Genomic DNA, 18,115 nt, shown 5'->3' with positions numbered 1-18,115 from the left:
ATATCTTCTGAAGCATCTTAAAATAATTACAAAAATTTAACCTTCGAAAAATCCGAAGGTTAATTGTTTTTAAAAGAATTAGTTTTGATTTCGGCGGCATCTTCGATGCCGCCGAAATTCTTTAATTAAATCTTATCATCCTCAAGCAATTCTCTTGCCTGATACTCCTGAACAAGGTCAATTGCATTAGAAATCACATCACTTAAAGCAGTAATGAAAGTTCCTTCTTCAGCCATTCCCATGGCATGTTTCAGAGCTTCTATTTCTTTAGGAATAATTTCATAGCTTACATCTTTTCCGGCTTCATTAATCCCGTCTATAATTAATCCGTTTATTTCTTCTTCTTTTCTTCCGCGAAGATGTTTTTCATTTCTGATAATGATATAGTCAAACATTCTTCCGGCGATTTTTCCGCATAATTTGATGTCTTCATCCCTTCTGTCTCCAACACCGGAAATAATTCCTATTTTCTTGGTCGATTCTACATTTTTAAGATAATCTTCAATCGCTTCATATCCTGCAGGATTATGAGCAAAATCAATTAATACTTTAAAGCTTTTAAATTTAAAAACATTCAGCCTTCCCGGAGTAAGCTGTGCACTTGGAAGAAAAGTCCTCAGAGAGTTGGAAATATCTTCAATACCAAAACCATGAAGATAACTTGCCAGACATGCAGCCAGCACGTTTTCGATCATAAATTTAGCTTTACCTTCCATCGTAATCGGGAAATCTTTCGCTTTTCCTATTCTGATTTTCCAGTCTCCTTTTTTGATCGTTACAAAACCTTCTTCATAAACACAGGTAATTTTTCCTTCTTTTGCAAATTTCTTAATATGCTTATTATTCTCATCCATACTGAAAATCGCAACGTTACAATGCATATCGTTAACAATTCTCATAGAATACTCATCATCGGCATTCATTACGCTCCAGCCGTTTTTCTTTACACTGTCGAGAACGACTCTTTTTACCTTCGTCAAGTCCTTCAAATTGTGAATATCGTTCATTCCCAAATGATCTTCTTTGATATTCGTCAAAACCCCGATATCACATTGAGAAAAACCCAATCCTGAACGTAAAATCCCGCCTCTTGCCGTTTCGAGAACAGCAAATTCCACGGTAGGATCTTTCAGAATAAATTCTGCAGAAAGAGGACCTGTAGTATCTCCTTTTGTTAACATCGTATTTTGGATATAAATACCGTCTGAAGTGGTAAAACCCACTCTGTAACCGTTATTCTTAACAATATGAGAAATCAGCCTTGTTGTTGTGGTTTTCCCGTTCGTTCCCGTTACCGCGATAATAGGAATTGTAAAAGGTTTTCCCTGCGGATAAAGCATGTCTACCACCGGCGCAGCAACGTTTCTCGGAAGTCCTTCACTTGGCGCCAGGTGCATCCTGAACCCCGGAGCTGCATTTACTTCAATAATGGCACCGCCGCTTTCTTTTAAAGGCTGGGTAAGGTTTTCAGCCATAATATCAATCCCGCAGACATCAAGACCTATAATTTTTGAGATCCTTTCAGCCATCGTAATATTTTCCGGGTGAACCATATCTGTCACATCTATAGAAGTTCCGCCTGTTGAAAGATTGGCTGTTGATTTTAAATATACCACTTCACCTTTATGAGGAACGGTTTCAAGTGTATATTCCAATTTTTCAAGAAGTTCTGCCGTATCTTTATCAACCTCAATTTCGGTTAATACATTTTCATGCCCGTAACCTCTTCTCGGATCTTTATTTTCTTTTTCAATTAATTGCTGAAGGTTCAATTCACCATCTCCGACAACATGGGCAGGAACTCTCCTCGCTGCTGCAACCATCTTATTATTGATCACCAAAACACGGAAATCATATCCGGTAATATATTTTTCAACGATTACTTTTCTTGAATATTTCTGAGCGTGTTCCAGTCCCGTTTTTGCAGCTTCCCAATCATTAACATTAATAGAGGATCCTTTTCCATGATTGCCATCTAAAGGTTTTATCACGACCGGATAGCCAATTTTTCTGACTACACTGTCCAATCCCTCTTCATCAACGATCAAATCCCCAATAGGAACAGGAATTGCAGCATCATGAAGCATTCTTTTTGTTAATTCTTTATTACAGGCAATATCTACAGCAATTGAACTTGTTTTTCCTGTGATCGTAGCCTGAAAACGCTGCTGATTGACCCCATAACCAAGCTGTACCAGAGAATTAGTTCCTAAACGAATCCAAGGGATTTTTCTTGAAACGGCTTCTTCCACGATACTTCCTGTTGACGGACCTAAACGAACCCTTTCTCTGATTTCTTTTAATTTCTGAATACAGGCATTTAAATCATATTCTTTGCCTTCAATTAAAGCTTCCGCAATTTTCACGGCTTCTTCTGCAGCGTAAATTCCTGCATTTTCTTCAATATAATTAAAAACAACATTATAAACACCCGGAGTTTTTGTTTCACGGGTTCTTCCAAATCCCGTATCCATACCCGCTAAAGTCTGGATTTCCAAAGCAATATGCTCAATCACATGGCCCATCCAAGTTCCCGTTTCCACTCTATGGAAAAAACCACCTTCTACTCCTTCTGAGCAGCGATGGGTCAACAGAGAAGGCATTAATTTTTCTATTCTTTCTCTGAACCCTTCAATCTTATTTGTTGGGAAATTTTCCATTTCTTCGAGATCCAACCTCATCTGTATCAGCTTCTTTCTTCTGATACTCCAAATATTCGGGCCACGCAATGCCTGTATCTTCTCAATTTTCATATTCACTTTGCATTTTTATAGTTAACAATAACTCCTTGTAAAATCAAAGATAATGCAAAACCCTAAATGAAACTATACCACACTTAAAGATTTATTAAAAAATTAAGAATATCTCTCAACATTTCTAAAATACTCAAAATCAAGTTAAATGTGGCATAGATTTCGCCAAATGTTAATTATTTTTTAAATTTGCACACTATGATGAAACCTGTTGGAAAATTAATCGTGATCGGAGGAGCTGTAAACAAGGGAAGTTTTGCAGAAACCGATTTTGATCAGAATATAGAAAAAAACCTTAATTTCTTTGAAAGAGGTATATTACGAAAAATTATCAATGAGTCTAAGCACAAAGAAGATTCTGTAATCGAAGTGGTAACCACCGCTTCTCAGATTCCACAAATTGTTGGCTCGGAATATAAAAAAGCTTTTGAATTTCTGGGTGCTAAAAATGTCAATATTTTAGACATTCATAATCGCGAAGAAGCCAATTCTGATGCCATGGTAGCCCGAGCAAATGCTGCAGATGTGGTGATGTTTACCGGTGGCGATCAGTTGAGGCTGACCTCAATTCTTGGCGGAACAAGATTCCACGATACTATTTTACTAAAATATCAGGAGCAGGATTTTATTTACTCCGGGACTTCCGCTGGTGCGGCAGCCGCTTCTGAAAATATGATTTATCAGGGAAGCAGTTCTGAGGCTTTGCTGAAAGGAGAAATTAAAACAACCCAAGGGCTAGGATTAATTGACAATGTAATTATTGACACCCATTTCGTACAAAGAGGAAGAATAGGACGTCTTTTTCAGGCTGTTGTCAATAATCCCAGAACATTAGGAATTGGATTGGGTGAAGATACCGGACTTTTCATTCATAACGACGTTATGACCGCCGTGGGATCAGGGCTTGTCATTTTAGTAGACGGAAGATTTATTAAAGATACTAATTTGACAAATATTAATCTTGGAGAACCTATTTCTATTGATAATTTAACTGTTCATGTTATGTCAATGAATGATCATTATGACTTAACAACAAAAACATTAACAATCGAAAATTCACAGTTTAATCCGATACCACAGGACCGGTAAAAGTTTTCAAGTTATGAATTATTATAAGTTTGGGAGAAAAAAATCTAAAATTGGTATAATCAAAACTCATAATTCATAACTTACAACTCATAACTTTATATACATGAAAATAATCATCCATGGCGGATTTTTCTCCGAAAGTGATCAAAGCCAAGAAGTAAAAACGGCCAAACAAAACTCTCTGAAAAAGATTGCCCAAAAGGCATTTGAATATCTAAAAACAAATTCAGCTTTCGATACGGTCGCCTATGCTGTTTCTTTATTGGAAGATGATGAACTGTATAATGCAGGAATAGGCTCACAGATTCAAAGTGACGGCATCATCAGAATGAGCGCCGCAATTATGGATGGTGAAACTCAGAAATTAAGCGGAGTTATCAATATTCAGGATGTTAAAAATCCTGTTTTTGTGGCCAAAAGTCTCATCAGTGAAGACGATCGGGTTTTAGGAGGAAACGGAGCCAAAAATTATGCAACAGAACATGGTTTTGAAAATTTTTCGACTGAAATTCCACAAAGAAGAAAAGAATATGAAGCCAAGCTAAAGAATGGCGGAAAAGGAACGGTGGGCTGTGTAGCCATCGATAGCAACGGAAAGCTGGCTGTGGCAACTTCTACCGGAGGAAAAGGTTTTGAAATACCGGGAAGAATTTCTGATTCTGCAACAGTAGCCGGAAATTATGCCAATTCATTTTGTGCAGTAAGCTGTACAGGTGTAGGAGAAGATATCGTAAGTAATGCAACGGCAACAAAAATTGTCACCAGAGTTACAGACGGAATGTCGTTAAAAACTGCTTTTGATAAAACTTTTGAAGAATTAAAAACAATTGACGGGTTTGCAGGGGCTATCGCTATTGATCAAAATGGAAATATATACCATCAGGATTCTTATCCTACTATGGTGTTTGCAAGTTTTGATGGAGAAAGCTTTAGCGTGTTTAATTAATTTTAACATTATTTTATAAGTGAATCTATTTTTTTGGCACGTATTTTACATGTTTATTAATAACAAATTTTAATATTAATCACTTAAAAAAATAGAAATCATGGGAAATAAGACAAAAGGTTTATTAGCTTTATTAGGTTTAGGAGCATTAGCTTATTGGAAGTATAAAAAGTCAACTCCGGAAGAGCAACAAGCCGTAAAAGATAAGATTAACACTGCAAAGGATAACTTTAATAAGTGGGGAAATGACCTAAAAAGCAAAGCAAATGATGTTGCTTCCCAAGTTCAGGATAAAGTGGATGAAGTGAAAAATAAAGCACAGGAATCCGTAAAATAAGACTAGTTTTTTTAACATTCATATATACAGAAAAGTCATCGTAATTTTATTGCGATGACTTTTTTTGTGCTGCTAAAGCATATACCAATGGGAGTTTATTTCCAAACTGCGGTATTCGCCACTTTCCTTTTTCAAATTCTTCAACATGCCTGAAACATGGATAAGGAGACCAGTCAAACTCCTGAAATATTTTAACTTCTAATTGATTATTGATCAGATTCTGAAGAACTTCCGCCAGTGAATGATTCCACATAACATACTCCTGAACGATATCAGCAGACTGATCAGCATAGGTTCCTTCATAAGTTTCTATAATAGGCTTTTCATTAAAATAATTATATGAAACTTTTGTAAAATCATCATCGAACATCCAGACTGCAGGATGAAATTCTGCCATAATAAATTCTCCGTCAGGATTTAGAAAATGATTGATCACCTTAGCCCATTTATTAAGATCAGGAAGCCATCCTATCGTACCATAACTGGTAAAAACAATATCAAATTTGCGATCTAAAACATTGGGAAGATTATACACATCCGTACAGATAAATTCTGTATCCGTATTGCATTTTTCAGCTAATTTTTTTGCCGTTTCAATCGCTTTATCCGACAAATCTATTCCTGTAACTTTAGCGCCCAATCTCGATAATGAAATAGAATCCTGGCCAAAATGACATTGTAAATGTAAAATACTTTTTCCTTGAATATCTCCCAGAAGTTGAGATTCGATAGAGTTTAATGATGTTCGTCCTTTCAGAAATTCATCTATAAAATAAAAATCCGATTTAAGATGGGGTTCTACCTTGGCATTCCAAGAGTTTTTATTAATGTCTAAATAATTTTCCATTTTTTTATTTTCAGTTTAAAATCATCAAGGGCTAGAATAATGATTTTTTTTTCAATAGTTAGAAAAACATCTAAAAAGTTTGTCATCCCATAAAGATCCGAATACTAATGTAAGATTAAATTATGCTTTGTTTATTACCAACCCTGAATTACATAATATTTCGTCAGTAATTTTCTTTCAGGCTGATTTGTGTCCTCCGGCTGAAACCAGACCTCTACTCTGCTTCCATAATAATTCCCCCAATCTCCTTCGTCAACAGTGAATTGTTTGCTTAATCCAAATTCTTTCAGCTCATCAGTTGGATTAAAAACTTCCATTTGAGATTCTTTTTTTATTACTGCTTCTGAAAGTACACGGTCGGTCGTAAGATCAAAAATTCTTAGGTAAGCTTTACCTTTTTCAATTTTATTAAGGAAAACCTCATATTTATACATGCCAGGCTGGTTATAATCATATAAAATAACATCCTGGGCTTTAACTTTAAATAATGGTTTTTCATCATTAAAAGATAACTGTAAAGGCTGCTCCAATTTTACATTATCGGGATTTTTTACATCGCCATTGTATTTCTTATAAGGGCTTTTAGGAAGTAATACAGTAAAAAATATTGCTGCAGTCATTGTTATAGCGAATGTCGAAAAACATTGTTTAATTCCTTCTTTAAATTCTTTTTTAAATAGCTTTGAGACCCCCAAAAGAAAGCATATAAATCCTGCTAAAAGAGGCAATAAAAAAAATAAATTCCAGGTGAATTTACCAGCAGGAAAAATAAAAATACATATCCAGCAAAAAATACTGAATAGGGAAACGAAGAACGGTGCCGAGTACCATTTTCCGTTGAGTACTCTGATCATGAAAGCTTTTATCATAGTTTTTCTAATAGTTTTTTCTTTTGTTCTGTGAATTCTTCATCCGTTAATATTCCGTTTTCACGGAGCTGACCAAGTTTTTCAAGTTGGGAGAAGATCTCTGCAGATGACTGTTTTTTCAGAGGAACAGTCTCCTGATATGATATTGGTTGAGGCTGAGATTCCGGTTTTGGCTTGTTATAGATATTTTTTATTTTATTAAAAAAAACGTCTACGACTGCCTTATTAGCCGTGAACGGATAAATCAAGATCCCTTCATTTTTGGTATAAACACTCATGTTATGAGATGTATTGTCACCTAAAAGGATAATAGATTTTATTTCTTCATTGGGAGTTATCTTAAACTTGACAGAAGAAAATATCTGTTTTTCTACATAAACCATATTTCGCTGGGTAACGACCAGTATCCCAACTTTAGAATCGGTCGCTGCAATTATTTCCTCATCATCTTCCAAAATATGCGGAAGCTGTTTTATCTCACCTGCCGCAAATGGAGAAAGATTGGCATCAACCTGATTAAGCTGATAAATCAACTGTCTTTCTCTTCTTTTATAATCTTTTGGAATAGGACCTGTAGCATTTTTTTCTTCCTCATGGGCGATTTCGTCAATCGTTTTTCTGCTTTTTATATTATACTTTATAATTTCGTGAATATGAGATAATGTATTCCATTCAAGATTATACAAAACATACTCATTGATAGCGCCCACTCTTTCTAAGCAATTATTACATAAAATATTCCCATCAGCGAGCCTGTTTACCTTAACAAGATCATTTTCCGTCAGCTCAGCTTCGCATAATGAACAAAATTTATCCTTCATGAATTAATCTAATTAAATTTTTCCTAACAGCTTTTTCTTCTGTTCTGTAAATTCTTCTTCCGTTAAAATGCCATTTTCTCTAAGTGTTCCCAACTTCTCCAGTTTATTGAAAATATCGTCAACCGATTCTTTTGGTAAAGGCTGATAGTTTTCGTTTTTTACAGCAACGATGCCTTTAGGTTTTATACCAGCATTCAGTTTATTGCAAAATCTATTGGTAACCTCGGGACTGTAAATACTGAATTCAGCAATATCCGTATTCTTAAAATGTACGATTAACCTGTTTAATTTAATCGTTAAATCTACCTCTACAAACTTAATATCAGTAATAGGGATAATGGCTTTGTTTAAATCATTGAATAGATATTTTACAACAAAAATAAGCCTGCTCTCCGTCATCATTAAAACACCGGACCATCCGCCGTTGATAAACTGAGCTTCAACAATATCTGTTATTTTTTCATTTTTGAAAAGAATGTTGGGAAGTGCCCGGATTTCTCCTCTCGTAGTTATGCCCAGATCAGCATTAAGTCCTGCTATTTCATTTTTGATCTGTCCTAGCCGAAAGTCATATTCTTCTTCCGAAAGTTTTGGCGGTTCAGTATTTACAGACTCTGTTTCTGAAGATTGTTCTTTATTCTTGATAATAAATTCGCCGGATAATATTTTCTTCATATCATCCAGACTGAAACTTTTCAGATTGTTTAATACTTCCTGATTGATCTCGCTTACTTTCTCAAGGCATTTGTTACAAAGAATTTCATTGTCTGCCAGTCTGTTTTCTCCCAACAAAACATCCATTGAAGAGAGTTCAAGTCTGCACAATGCGCAATACTCATTCATGTTTTTTAATTTAAAGCTTTTACAGCCTTTCCAGCAATTTCTTTTTTTGTTCTGCAAACTCAGCCTCGGTAAGTACCCCAAGCTCTCTTAGTTTACCCAATTTTTCCAATTGTCCAAAAATAACTTCAGCAGGTTCTTTTCTTGCGTTTGAAGAGGCTGGCTGAGGTTTTGGAATAGTCTGCTGAAATATATCCTGCGGAGAAGATTGTTTTTGAGAAGTATAGGTATAATCGTTCACAACACTTTTTGGAGCTTCCTGCTGAAAGGATTGTTGCTGATCCCTCTGAGAATGTCCTATATAACCTTTTACGCCATCATAAAATGCTTTTGCAGCATTCTTATTATATAGTTTAAACTCTGCAGTAAAACCAGGCGTATTTATTTTTAGAGAAGAAGTCAAAAGACTTGAATTGTGTTCTACTGAAACAATTTTATCATGCATAAATTCATTCTCATCAACACCTCCAAAGAATTTTTTATCGATAAACACGACTCTTCTCTGAGTAGAAAAAACAATTCCTTCAAGACTATTATGTAAATATTTACCTTCAGCAATGGCTATTAATTTTTCGCCATTCTCAAGCACATTCACCAATTCTTTCACCTCACTGTCTACGAAAATACTGAGTTTTGCATTTAACGCTACAATCTGATCTTTTATATCATCCAGTCTTGTCGGCTGATCATAATCCTGAAAACTATTTGGATCAAAATAGGTCGTAACCGGCACTTCAATTTTTGGAGTTTCAAGTGTTGGAGCGACTATCGTTGGCTCAAGGTCATCAACTTTCCCGCTAAGAATAATTCCTCTTACTTCCGGAAGATTGAAGTTTCCTATTGTATTGACAAGGTCTTTATTAATATTTGTTGCTTTATTGAAGCATTTATTGCATAAAATACTGCCGTCAGACAGTTTATTTTCTCCCAAAAGCGTATCCATGGACGTTAAGGGTGTTCCGCACAATGCACAAATGGTATTCATCTGATTTTATGTTTAATAGTTTTTTAAATTAATATCAACCGGCACGAAGGTTCCGTTAATAATAATCCAAATTACGAATTTGCGTTTGATTTTTCTTTGACTGACCTTAATTATTATAGTCTATCAAGAATTTTTTTCTTTTGATCTGTAAATTCTTCTTCTGTCAGAATACCATTATCTCTTAGTTTTCCGAGTTGCTCCAAAAGCTCAAAAACGGAAGTCGAAGCATCCTCTTTTCCTGTCGCTTGGTTTTTATCTACCGTACTTCCAAACAGCAGAGCATTTAGAACTTCACAAAATTGAGGAGCCAAAACTTCATCAATGGTATCAATACTAAAAATCTTTTCATCCGTATGTATAGAAATTTTCTTTTCCGGCAGGACGTATTCCAATAATTTTACCTTTTCGTGATCAATCACTTCAATAAAATCGATTCCGATTCCTTTTATAATAAATCTTTTCTCAGTCGAAAGTAAAATTACAGCCGTTTTTTCTTCATTAAGACCATCGATAATATGAACAATATTTTCATTGTCCATTAAAATATCTGAAAGTCTGTCAATATCTTTTTCCAGCCATGAGGAAAGATCAGGATTTATTTTTCTTACTTGATATTGTATATTTTGCATATCCGGCTTATTTTTTTCAGGTTTTTTCTCTACAGGTTTTGAAAGATACCTGTTAACCTCTTCACAAAACTGCCATCCATAGTATTTATCAACATCTATAATACCTACTATTTTCTCTTTTGTTGTAATAGATATAAGTTCTTCATTGGAAAGATATTTTATAGCATCCAGGTCTTCATAAGGAATAATTTCAGTAAAATTGCCCTGTGGATCTACTCTGAAAAAGATAATTCTACTATTCGTTGCAAAGAGGATCCCGTTTTTATCATTATTATAGCATCCTTCAACGGCATGAATGATCTTTTCATCATCCAGCAAAACATTAGGAAGCTGATTCATTTCTGCATCCGCGAATGAATACAATGGAGGATTCATTTTGCGGATCTGACTTCTCATTTCCCAAACCTGCGGATTGATCTCTTTTAATTTTTCAAGCTGATGGGTCTCATAAATGTTTTCGGCCTCCTCAAGTGTATAATGAAATACGTATTTATTTTTGTCTATTTCGTTAATCAAGGAATAGCAGTTTGAACAAATTTTAAATCCGTCCAAAAGCTTATAACCGCCAAAAAAACCTTTATTTCCAAAGCCTAAACGTACTTTACAGACACTACAATATTCAGTCATTAATATTTTTTTAAATTAAAATTAAAAAATCATATTTATCAACAATCCGAGGATTAATAATACAATTTTAATCATAATAATATGAATAATCAAGCTGAATACTCAAATTTTAGATGGAATTACGATGGAGGTATAAAAACTATACACTTCCCAGCCTAATGCTTCATAAAGCATCTTTCCTTCTTCTGTCGCTATTAAGAAATTTTTGAATACTTTTTTTGACAATGCTATTTTTTCAAGCTGCTTGATCAGAAATGTAGCAAGACCTTTTCTCTGGTACTCTTTTTCAGTTAAAATCCGATCATAAATAGCAATATCATCAACTATAACAACACGTCCAATAGCTGCTTGCTCGCCGGTTTTCGTCATAATTTTTGCAACAAAAGCTGATGGGTAGCTTTCAAATTCCAATGTATAGCCTCTTGGCAAGCAGACAGTATCTGGAATTTTCATCAACCCCAAACAGGACATCATATAACCTTGCGGCTGAAGTATCCATCGATCAGGAATTTTATCCTTAAAATCATCAAAACAAGTACAGACCTTTAAAAATACCCATGGTTCATCAATAGATTCTGCTAAATGCAAAAAAAATGCATCAGGTTCTGAAAAAACATAACGCATTTTTTGTTTCTCATCTCCGACATTCACCTTAAAACCAGTCTTATGGCTGGTCGGCAAAGGCAATGCTCTTGATAACGACCAGCCCGTAAGCCATTTTTCTAAAATTTCTATGGAGACCTTTTTATGCATTTAATTTCCTAAGAATTCTTCCAAAGAAACCGTTTTCTGTTCTCCTGCCTGAAGATCTTTATACGTTACATTTCCGTTTCTGATTTCTTCCTCGCCTAAGAAAACAAGATTTTTAATTCCTTTCTTCTCTGCGTAAGTGAATTGTTTTCCGATTTTCGCAGATTCAGGATAAATTTCGGCAGAAATACCTTTTTCTCTTAACTGTTTGATTAATTTTAAAGCTTCAAGAGTCTCTTCACCACCAAAATTGGCAAATAGATAGTCTACTTTTGAAGCTGCTTCCTCCGGGAAAAGTCCCAGTTCTTCTATGACAAGATATATTCTGTCCAATCCGAAAGAAATACCGATTCCCGGAATGTTTTTTACTCCGAAAACTTCCGTAAGATTATCATATCTTCCGCCGCCGCCGATAGATCCCATCTGAACTTCATCAGCTTTCACCTCAAAAATAGCTCCTGTATAATAATCTAAGCCTCTGGCCAAAGTAATATCAAACACAAGATTCTGAATATTAACGCCTAGATTGATCGATTGTGTTAAAACAAATTCCAATTCTTCAACTCCCTTCAATCCCACTTCATTTCCTGCAAATTTTTCTTTTAACTGAAGAAGATTTTCCAGTGCATCATTCGATTGGGTGAATAAGAAATCCAGCTTATCAATAGATTCCTGAGAAATGCCTCTTTCTAACAATTCTTTTACGACACCTTCTTTTCCGATTTTATCTAATTTATCAAGAGCTACGGTAAAATCAATTAGTTTATCCGTAATTCCTGCATATTCAGCCAGACCTGAAAGAATTTTTCTGTTGTTAAGGTGAATTGTTACTGAAACCTGCAAGTCTGCAAAAGATTTTAAATACAACTGGATTAATTCCACTTCCTGAATCAGGCTCTCACTTCCTACCACATCGGCATCACACTGGTAAAACTCTCTGAATCTTCCTTTCTGCGGACGGTCTGCTCTCCAGACCGGCTGAATCTGATATCTTTTGAAAGGAAAAGTCAGTTGATTATGATTCATAGCCACAAATCTTGCAAAAGGTACGGTAAGGTCATAGCGAAGAGCTTTATCCGAAATCTGGGAAGTCAGTTTCTGATGACTTTTATTTTCCCAGTCTTCCTGATTTACTTTTGAAGTATAATCTCCTGAATTTAATATCTTAAAAATCAAGCGATCTCCCTCTTCTCCGTATTTACCCGTCAATGTAGAAAGATTTTCAAAGCTCGGTGTTTCCAATGGCTGGAATCCGAATAATTCAAAATTTTTCTGCAGCGTATTGATGATAAATCTTCTTCTTGAAACTTCTAATGCTGTAAAATCTCTCGTTCCTTTTGCTAAACCTGGTTTCATTTTATAATTGATAAATGATGATTAATATTTGATAAAGATGCAAAAATAGTGATTTGGAAAGACTATTGTGCACAAAAGTTGTACAACTATGTGTAACTTTTATACAATCATTCAGATAAAAAACCGGAGAAATAATCTTCTCCGGCTTTCATTTTTACTTCGTTCATTTGTGTTTTTAATCGTACTAAATCAAATACTTTCCAGGATTTCTAAAATCTCTTCACCATAATTTTCTATTTTGTGTTTTCCAAAACCTTTAATATCCAGCAATTCTTCTTTTTTGGCGGGCTTATATTTTGCAACAGAAATCAATTCTTTATTGGTTGCAATAAAATAGGTCGGTAAGCTTTGCTGTCTGGCTTTTTCAGACCGCCATTCTTTCAATGCATCCAGTATTTTCTCCTCATCGGAATTCAGTGCATCATTTTCCGCAGAATATTTGATGGCTTTTGAATCTTTTACGGTATTCTGCTGAACCGGTTTTAATTCCTCAAAATACAGAACTACTGACCAATAATTGTCATCATTCACAAAAGCGGTCTCTACTTTTAGGATATCCTTTGACTCTAAAAAAGCATCTAAGGTCTGCTGATCTTTATGAAGAAAATCATCAGCCAGCCTGATTTTAAAAACTTTTACTTTCATCATTTGTGTTTTTGCCGTTATTTACTTCCTAAAAGTAGAATTTCATCCACTTTGACTTCTGTGATATATCTTTTTACTCCGTCTTTATCATCATACGATCTGTAAGTTAATTTGCCTTCAATTGCGATTTCTTTTCCTTTTGACACATACTTTTGAAAAACTTCGGCTACTTTTCCGAATGCCACCAGATTGTGCCATTGCGTTTCTTCTATTTTCTCTCCTTTTGCATTGGTGTAATGATCGCTTGTCGCCAAGGACACACTTGCTTTTAAACTTCCGTTGTCGAAATTTACTGTTTCAACGTCTTTCCCTGTGTAACCTATTAATGTTACTTTGTTTCTTAGTGACATAATTTTCAAATTTTAAGATTAATATTCAGATCAGAGAGGCTCACTGTTTTTCTCAAATCTCTGTTGCAAAGATTGTTGAATATGGAAACCAGAGTCGGTTATAAACTATTTAAATTCGTTTGTAGTCATTTGAAAACGGATATGCTGTTTTATTTTATACAAAATTCGAGATGATTTTTACAAGATTTAATTATCATCTCCAGCCGTTTGCAAATGGATAATTCCGTATCTTTGATAAAGTATTCTTTATGAAAAAAAGTGTTAATATTTTTGAGTTTCCTTTTAATTTAGGCCTGATAAAAAAAGAGCATGAAGCTGAGCCCGGCGTCAGAAAACTCCCTGACTGGTTCAGAAAATTTCATTTTCATAAAAGAATTAATCCCTTTCATATAATCCGGCTGGAATCTCCCAAATATACAATGAATCCCGATGCAGAGACTGGAGTTAAAAATACTGATTTCATTATAGAATATGCAAAAAAACAGTCTGAACTGATCCTCAGCCATTTTAATAAAAATATATTCAATATTATTCTGGGTGGCGACTGCAGCATTTTAATAGGAAATGCCATTGCCCTGAAGAAGCTTGGAAATTTTGGACTTTTTTATCTTGACGGACATACGGATTATATTCCTCCCCGACTCTCACCCAGTGGCGGAGCAGCCGGAATGGACCTCGCCATTGTATCAGGACTTGGTCATGAAAAGTTAACCAACATTGATTATCTTAAGCCCTATTTTTTAGAAGAAAATATTTTCTGTATAGGCAATGCTGAAACGGATGATGAGGAATATGTAGAGCAAATTGTAAAGTCACGGATCACATATTTTGATTTATATCAGGCGAGGAAACACGGCTTCAGAAAAATAGCCCATGACTTTCTTCATCTTGTTGAAGATAAAAATCTGACTGGTTTTTTCATTCATTTCGATGTAGATGTTTTACAGGACAAAATCATGCCTTGTGTAGACAGCCGAATGGAAGACGGTATAGATTATCAGGATTTACATGAGATTTTAAACCCTCTCATTCATCACGAAAAATGTTTTGGAATTGAAATTACAATTTTAGATCCCGATTATGATGAAAATGGTGAATATACCCAAGTTTTTACAGATAAATTAATTCAAATAATAAATAAAGAAGAATAAATGAAGAAGACAATCAAAAGAACTTTCAGAGTTTCAAAATATGTAATTTACAAAGAAACACTGGTGGATTACAAAGAACATTTCTGGTCATTTCTGGGAGCATTTTTTGGCATAGGAATTATTGCTTTCATACAATCACATACATTGTCGGCTACAGAAAACATCTTTCTGATCGGTTCTTTTGGAGCATCCAGCGTATTAATTTATGGAGCTATTCAAAGCCCGTTGGCCCAACCTCGAAATTTGATTGGCGGACATGTCATCTCAGCCATTGTAGGCGTTACCGTCTACAAACTCGTTCCGGATATTATCTGGCTGGCTGCTCCATTAGCTGTAGCTTTTTCCATTGTACTAATGCAGTATACAAAAACGCTTCATCCACCAGGTGGTGCTACCGCTCTGATTGCAGTGAGCTCAACAGGGAAAATTCCTGAACTTGGTTATTGGTATGTGCTTTCTCCTGTATTATCTGGGTGTATTATATTATTACTGGTTGCTTTATTTTTCAATAATATTACCCCCAACAGAAGCTATCCTACCCACAGCAGATTCAAAAGACTGCTTCAGAAAAAACATAAACACAACATGAAAAAATAAATTTATGAATTGCTTAGAATGCGGCGAAAAAATCATCGGCAGGTCCGATAAAAAGTTCTGTAACGATGCCTGTCGGAATACCTACAATAACCACCAGAATAAGGATTCTAATAATCTGATGCGAAATGTCAACAACAAACTTCGCAGGAATTACAGGATTTTAAAAGATATCAACATTGACGGAAAAACAAAAATTTCAAAATCTAAGCTGGATGGCTTGGGTTTTGATTTTGACTATTTCACCAACGTAAAAGTTTATAAAAACGGTTCGGAATACAAATTTATTTACGATTACGGTTATAAACTTCTGGATGATGACTTTATTCTGATCGTCAGAAATCAGGCATAGATAATAGTAAATTTAAATGTAACAGTATGAAAGAAGTTGTTTTGATCACGGGTGCCAGCGGTATGATTGCTAAAGAACTGTCAAAAAAGCTGAGCAACGAATATGAAGTCAGGCTTTTAACCCGAAAAAAGAAACAAATCAACGAATATGAGTGGAATACAGATCAGCAGACTATCGATGAGTCTGCTTTTGAAGACATTTCACACATCATTCATTTGGCTGGTGCCAATATTTCTGAAAAACGCTGGACAGACGAAAGAAAAAAAGAATTGATATCAAGTCGTGTAGAGTCTGCAAAATTGCTTCTGAATACTTTAAAAAAGAAAAATATCAAATTAAAATCTTTTATTTCAGCCTCAGGAATCAACTATTACGGAACACTGACTTCAGAGAAAATTTTCACAGAGCAGGATCCTCCCGGAAATGATTTTTTAAGCGAAGTCGTTATTCTTTGGGAAAGAGCAGCCGACGAATTTAAAGAACAAAATCTAGCAGAAAGAGTTGTAAAAATGCGAACAGCAGTCGTTCTTTCTGAAAAAGACGGAGCTTTAAAAAAAATGGTTCCAACGATAAAAAATTATATCGGCTCACCCTTAGGAACCGGAAAACAATACATGCCATGGATTCATCTGAAAGACATTTGCTCAATGTATGAATTTGCATTAAAAAGTACTGAAATACGAGGCAGTTATAATGCAACTTCTCCACAGCATACCACCAATGAAAATCTAACCAAAAAGATAGCAGAGGTTTTAAAAAAACCTTTATTTATGCCGAATGTTCCAGGTTTTGTATTAAAACTTATCTTTGGGGAGCTGGCAGATGCTTTACTGGAAGGCTCCAGAGCGTCTTCAGAGAAGATACAGAAAGAAGGTTTTCAGTTTGAATTTCCCGATTTGAAAACAGCTCTTGAGGATTTACTCAACAAATAATAAAAAATTGATATAACACATACGACATAATGCAAGATATAAAAGTAAATATTGAAAAAACTGAAATTTTATCCGATAACTGGTACACTTTAAAAAAAGTAACTTTTAATATCTCAAAAAAAGACGGTTCCATCGAAACCCAAAGCAGAGAAGCCTATGACAGAGGAAACGGAGCCGTTATTTTATTATATGATACGTCTACAAATAAAATTATCCTGACCAGGCAATTCAGATTGCCCACTTTTATTAATGGAAACGCTGACGGAATGCTGATTGAAGCCTGTGCCGGACTGCTGGACAACGACAACCCTGAAGAATGCATCAAAAGAGAAACCGAAGAAGAAACCGGCTATAAAATATCGAAAGTTGAAAAGATTTTTGAAGCTTATATGTCGCCGGGATCTGTGACAGAGATTCTTCATTTTTTTATTGCTGAATATGCTGCAGAAATGAAAATTACCGATGGTGGCGGGCTCGCTGATGAAGGTGAAAATATAGAAGTACTTGAACTTTCTTTTGATGAGGCTTTAAAAATGATAGACAACGGAGAAATCAAAGATGCAAAAACCATTATGCTTCTTCAGTATATCCGAATTAAAAATATTTTGTAAAAACGACCACGTTAAAATCCATATATTATGAAACTGCTATTTTCACTAAGCCTTTCCCTATTATTATCAGCCGGAGCTTTTGCCCAGAAAAAGGAAGCCTCTACTGCAAAAAACAAAGCCATAACCGAACAGTACAAAAATGCTTACAAAAAGAAAAATTATAAAAAATTTGAAGGTAAAATAATCGTAAAGGATAATCTGGTACAGTTTGATGATAAAATAATCTTTTATGATAAAACCAATCCTACTGTAAAATTAATTTTGCAGGAAGGGCTGATCTATCCACAGCTTCTTACCGATTATCAGATGAACAAATTCATTGATGAAACCACCGACAGAACACAGAAAAGGTTTTTAAAACTCCAAAAAGATCCACGTGCTTCTTTTGACGTTAATAATATGAGAATAAATGATATCGATTATTTGAACTTTCTGGAATCAGATCCAAAAGTTAAAGCCTTTAATCTCATCTGCAAAGACAACAAACTGTCAGGACCCATCCAGTATTTAATCGAATTGACCAATAAAGAAGCCAATAAAGAGACATCGATGGAAGATTTTATAAAAAATGCCAAGCTGACTTTTGTATTACAACGAAAGTTTGATTAATAATCTTTACATCATATAAAAA

General features: G+C 34.9%; 20 protein-coding genes. 9 read left to right on the top strand and 11 right to left on the bottom strand.

What is annotated here, in order from left to right; genetic code table 11:
- Window positions 1–125: 125 nt before the first annotated feature.
- Window positions 126–2,753, bottom strand: coding sequence for a cyanophycin synthetase (gene cphA, locus M2373_RS00515; RefSeq protein ID WP_259106362.1), 2,628 nt, complete (start codon window positions 2,751–2,753; stop codon window positions 126–128).
- Window positions 2,754–2,954: 201 nt separating this feature from the next.
- Here cphA and M2373_RS00510 point away from each other — a divergent pair, with 201 nt between their 5' ends.
- The 3 genes from M2373_RS00510 to M2373_RS00500 all read left to right on the top strand — a co-directional run bounded on the left by M2373_RS00510 (window position 2,955) and on the right by M2373_RS00500 (window position 5,125).
- Entirely contained in the window at window positions 2,955–3,842 is an 888-nt protein-coding gene (locus tag M2373_RS00510) for a cyanophycinase (RefSeq protein ID WP_259107582.1), read from the top strand.
- A gap of 103 nt (window positions 3,843–3,945) precedes the next feature.
- Window positions 3,946–4,788 carry an isoaspartyl peptidase/L-asparaginase gene (locus M2373_RS00505; protein ID WP_259106360.1) on the top strand — a complete coding sequence of 281 codons (843 nt, stop codon included), beginning with the start codon at window positions 3,946–3,948 and terminating at the stop codon, window positions 4,786–4,788.
- A 100-nt stretch (window positions 4,789–4,888) separates the two neighbouring features.
- The gene (locus tag M2373_RS00500) at window positions 4,889–5,125 is read left to right on the top strand and encodes a YtxH domain-containing protein (protein WP_259106358.1); all 237 of its coding nucleotides are present in this window, start codon (window positions 4,889–4,891) and stop codon (window positions 5,123–5,125) included.
- 46 nt (window positions 5,126–5,171) lie between these two features.
- Here the strand turns inward: M2373_RS00500 and M2373_RS00495 are convergent, their stop codons facing one another.
- From M2373_RS00495 to M2373_RS00450, 10 genes are all read right to left on the bottom strand, one after another.
- Window positions 5,172–5,972, bottom strand: a complete 801-nt coding sequence (locus tag M2373_RS00495; RefSeq protein ID WP_259106356.1) for a bifunctional 2-polyprenyl-6-hydroxyphenol methylase/3-demethylubiquinol 3-O-methyltransferase UbiG — start codon at window positions 5,970–5,972, stop codon at window positions 5,172–5,174.
- A 134-nt stretch (window positions 5,973–6,106) separates the two neighbouring features.
- Window positions 6,107–6,841 carry a hypothetical protein gene (locus tag M2373_RS00490; RefSeq protein WP_259106354.1) on the bottom strand — a complete coding sequence of 245 codons (735 nt, stop codon included), beginning with the start codon at window positions 6,839–6,841 and terminating at the stop codon, window positions 6,107–6,109.
- On the bottom strand, window positions 6,838–7,662 hold the full coding sequence (locus tag M2373_RS00485) for an SHOCT domain-containing protein (RefSeq protein WP_259106353.1): 825 nt from the start codon (window positions 7,660–7,662) through the stop codon (window positions 6,838–6,840). Before M2373_RS00485 ends, M2373_RS00490 begins: the two co-directional genes overlap by 4 nt.
- A 12-nt stretch (window positions 7,663–7,674) precedes the next feature.
- Window positions 7,675–8,505: an SHOCT domain-containing protein gene (locus M2373_RS00480; protein ID WP_259106352.1), complete on the bottom strand. Its 831-nt coding sequence runs from the start codon at window positions 8,503–8,505 to the stop codon at window positions 7,675–7,677.
- Between the two features lie 19 nt (window positions 8,506–8,524).
- Complete coding sequence (locus tag M2373_RS00475) at window positions 8,525–9,487, bottom strand: PH domain-containing protein (protein WP_259106351.1); 963 nt, start codon at window positions 9,485–9,487, stop codon at window positions 8,525–8,527.
- Window positions 9,488–9,600: 113 nt separating this feature from the next.
- Entirely contained in the window at window positions 9,601–10,743 is a 1,143-nt protein-coding gene (locus tag M2373_RS00470; protein ID WP_259106350.1) for a PH domain-containing protein, read from the bottom strand.
- Window positions 10,744–10,845: 102 nt separating this feature from the next.
- Window positions 10,846–11,496: a GNAT family N-acetyltransferase gene (locus tag M2373_RS00465; protein ID WP_259106349.1), complete on the bottom strand. Its 651-nt coding sequence runs from the start codon at window positions 11,494–11,496 to the stop codon at window positions 10,846–10,848.
- Complete coding sequence (gene hisS, locus M2373_RS00460) at window positions 11,497–12,849, bottom strand: histidine--tRNA ligase (protein WP_259106348.1); 1,353 nt, start codon at window positions 12,847–12,849, stop codon at window positions 11,497–11,499.
- Between the two features lie 189 nt (window positions 12,850–13,038).
- A complete protein-coding gene (locus M2373_RS00455; protein ID WP_259106347.1) occupies window positions 13,039–13,497 on the bottom strand; it encodes an HRDC domain-containing protein in 459 nt (152 codons plus the stop codon).
- A 14-nt stretch (window positions 13,498–13,511) separates the two neighbouring features.
- Entirely contained in the window at window positions 13,512–13,844 is a 333-nt protein-coding gene (locus M2373_RS00450) for a single-stranded DNA-binding protein (RefSeq protein WP_259106346.1), read from the bottom strand.
- Window positions 13,845–14,092: 248 nt separating this feature from the next.
- Between M2373_RS00450 and M2373_RS00445 the strand changes: the two genes are divergently transcribed.
- From M2373_RS00445 to M2373_RS00420, 6 genes are read left to right on the top strand one after another with little or no spacing between them, the layout of a single operon-like run.
- A complete protein-coding gene (locus M2373_RS00445; RefSeq protein ID WP_259106345.1) occupies window positions 14,093–14,995 on the top strand; it encodes an arginase family protein in 903 nt (300 codons plus the stop codon).
- Window positions 14,996–15,592: an HPP family protein gene (locus M2373_RS00440; protein WP_259106342.1), complete on the top strand. Its 597-nt coding sequence runs from the start codon at window positions 14,996–14,998 to the stop codon at window positions 15,590–15,592.
- A 4-nt stretch (window positions 15,593–15,596) separates the two neighbouring features.
- Entirely contained in the window at window positions 15,597–15,941 is a 345-nt protein-coding gene (locus M2373_RS00435) for a hypothetical protein (protein WP_259106340.1), read from the top strand.
- 26 nt (window positions 15,942–15,967) lie between these two features.
- On the top strand, window positions 15,968–16,873 hold the full coding sequence (locus M2373_RS00430; RefSeq protein WP_259106338.1) for a TIGR01777 family oxidoreductase: 906 nt from the start codon (window positions 15,968–15,970) through the stop codon (window positions 16,871–16,873).
- Window positions 16,874–16,902: 29 nt separating this feature from the next.
- The gene (gene nudK, locus M2373_RS00425; RefSeq protein ID WP_259106337.1) at window positions 16,903–17,484 is read left to right on the top strand and encodes a GDP-mannose pyrophosphatase NudK; all 582 of its coding nucleotides are present in this window, start codon (window positions 16,903–16,905) and stop codon (window positions 17,482–17,484) included.
- A gap of 27 nt (window positions 17,485–17,511) precedes the next feature.
- The gene (locus M2373_RS00420; RefSeq protein WP_259106336.1) at window positions 17,512–18,093 is read left to right on the top strand and encodes a hypothetical protein; all 582 of its coding nucleotides are present in this window, start codon (window positions 17,512–17,514) and stop codon (window positions 18,091–18,093) included.
- Window positions 18,094–18,115: the final 22 nt, after the last annotated feature.

Source organism: Chryseobacterium sp. JUb7, assembly GCF_024806495.1.
Lineage (GTDB): Bacteria > Bacteroidota > Bacteroidia > Flavobacteriales > Weeksellaceae > Chryseobacterium.
The sequence above is the reverse complement of the archived record's forward strand: the minus strand, read 5'-3'. Positions and strand labels throughout refer to the sequence as shown.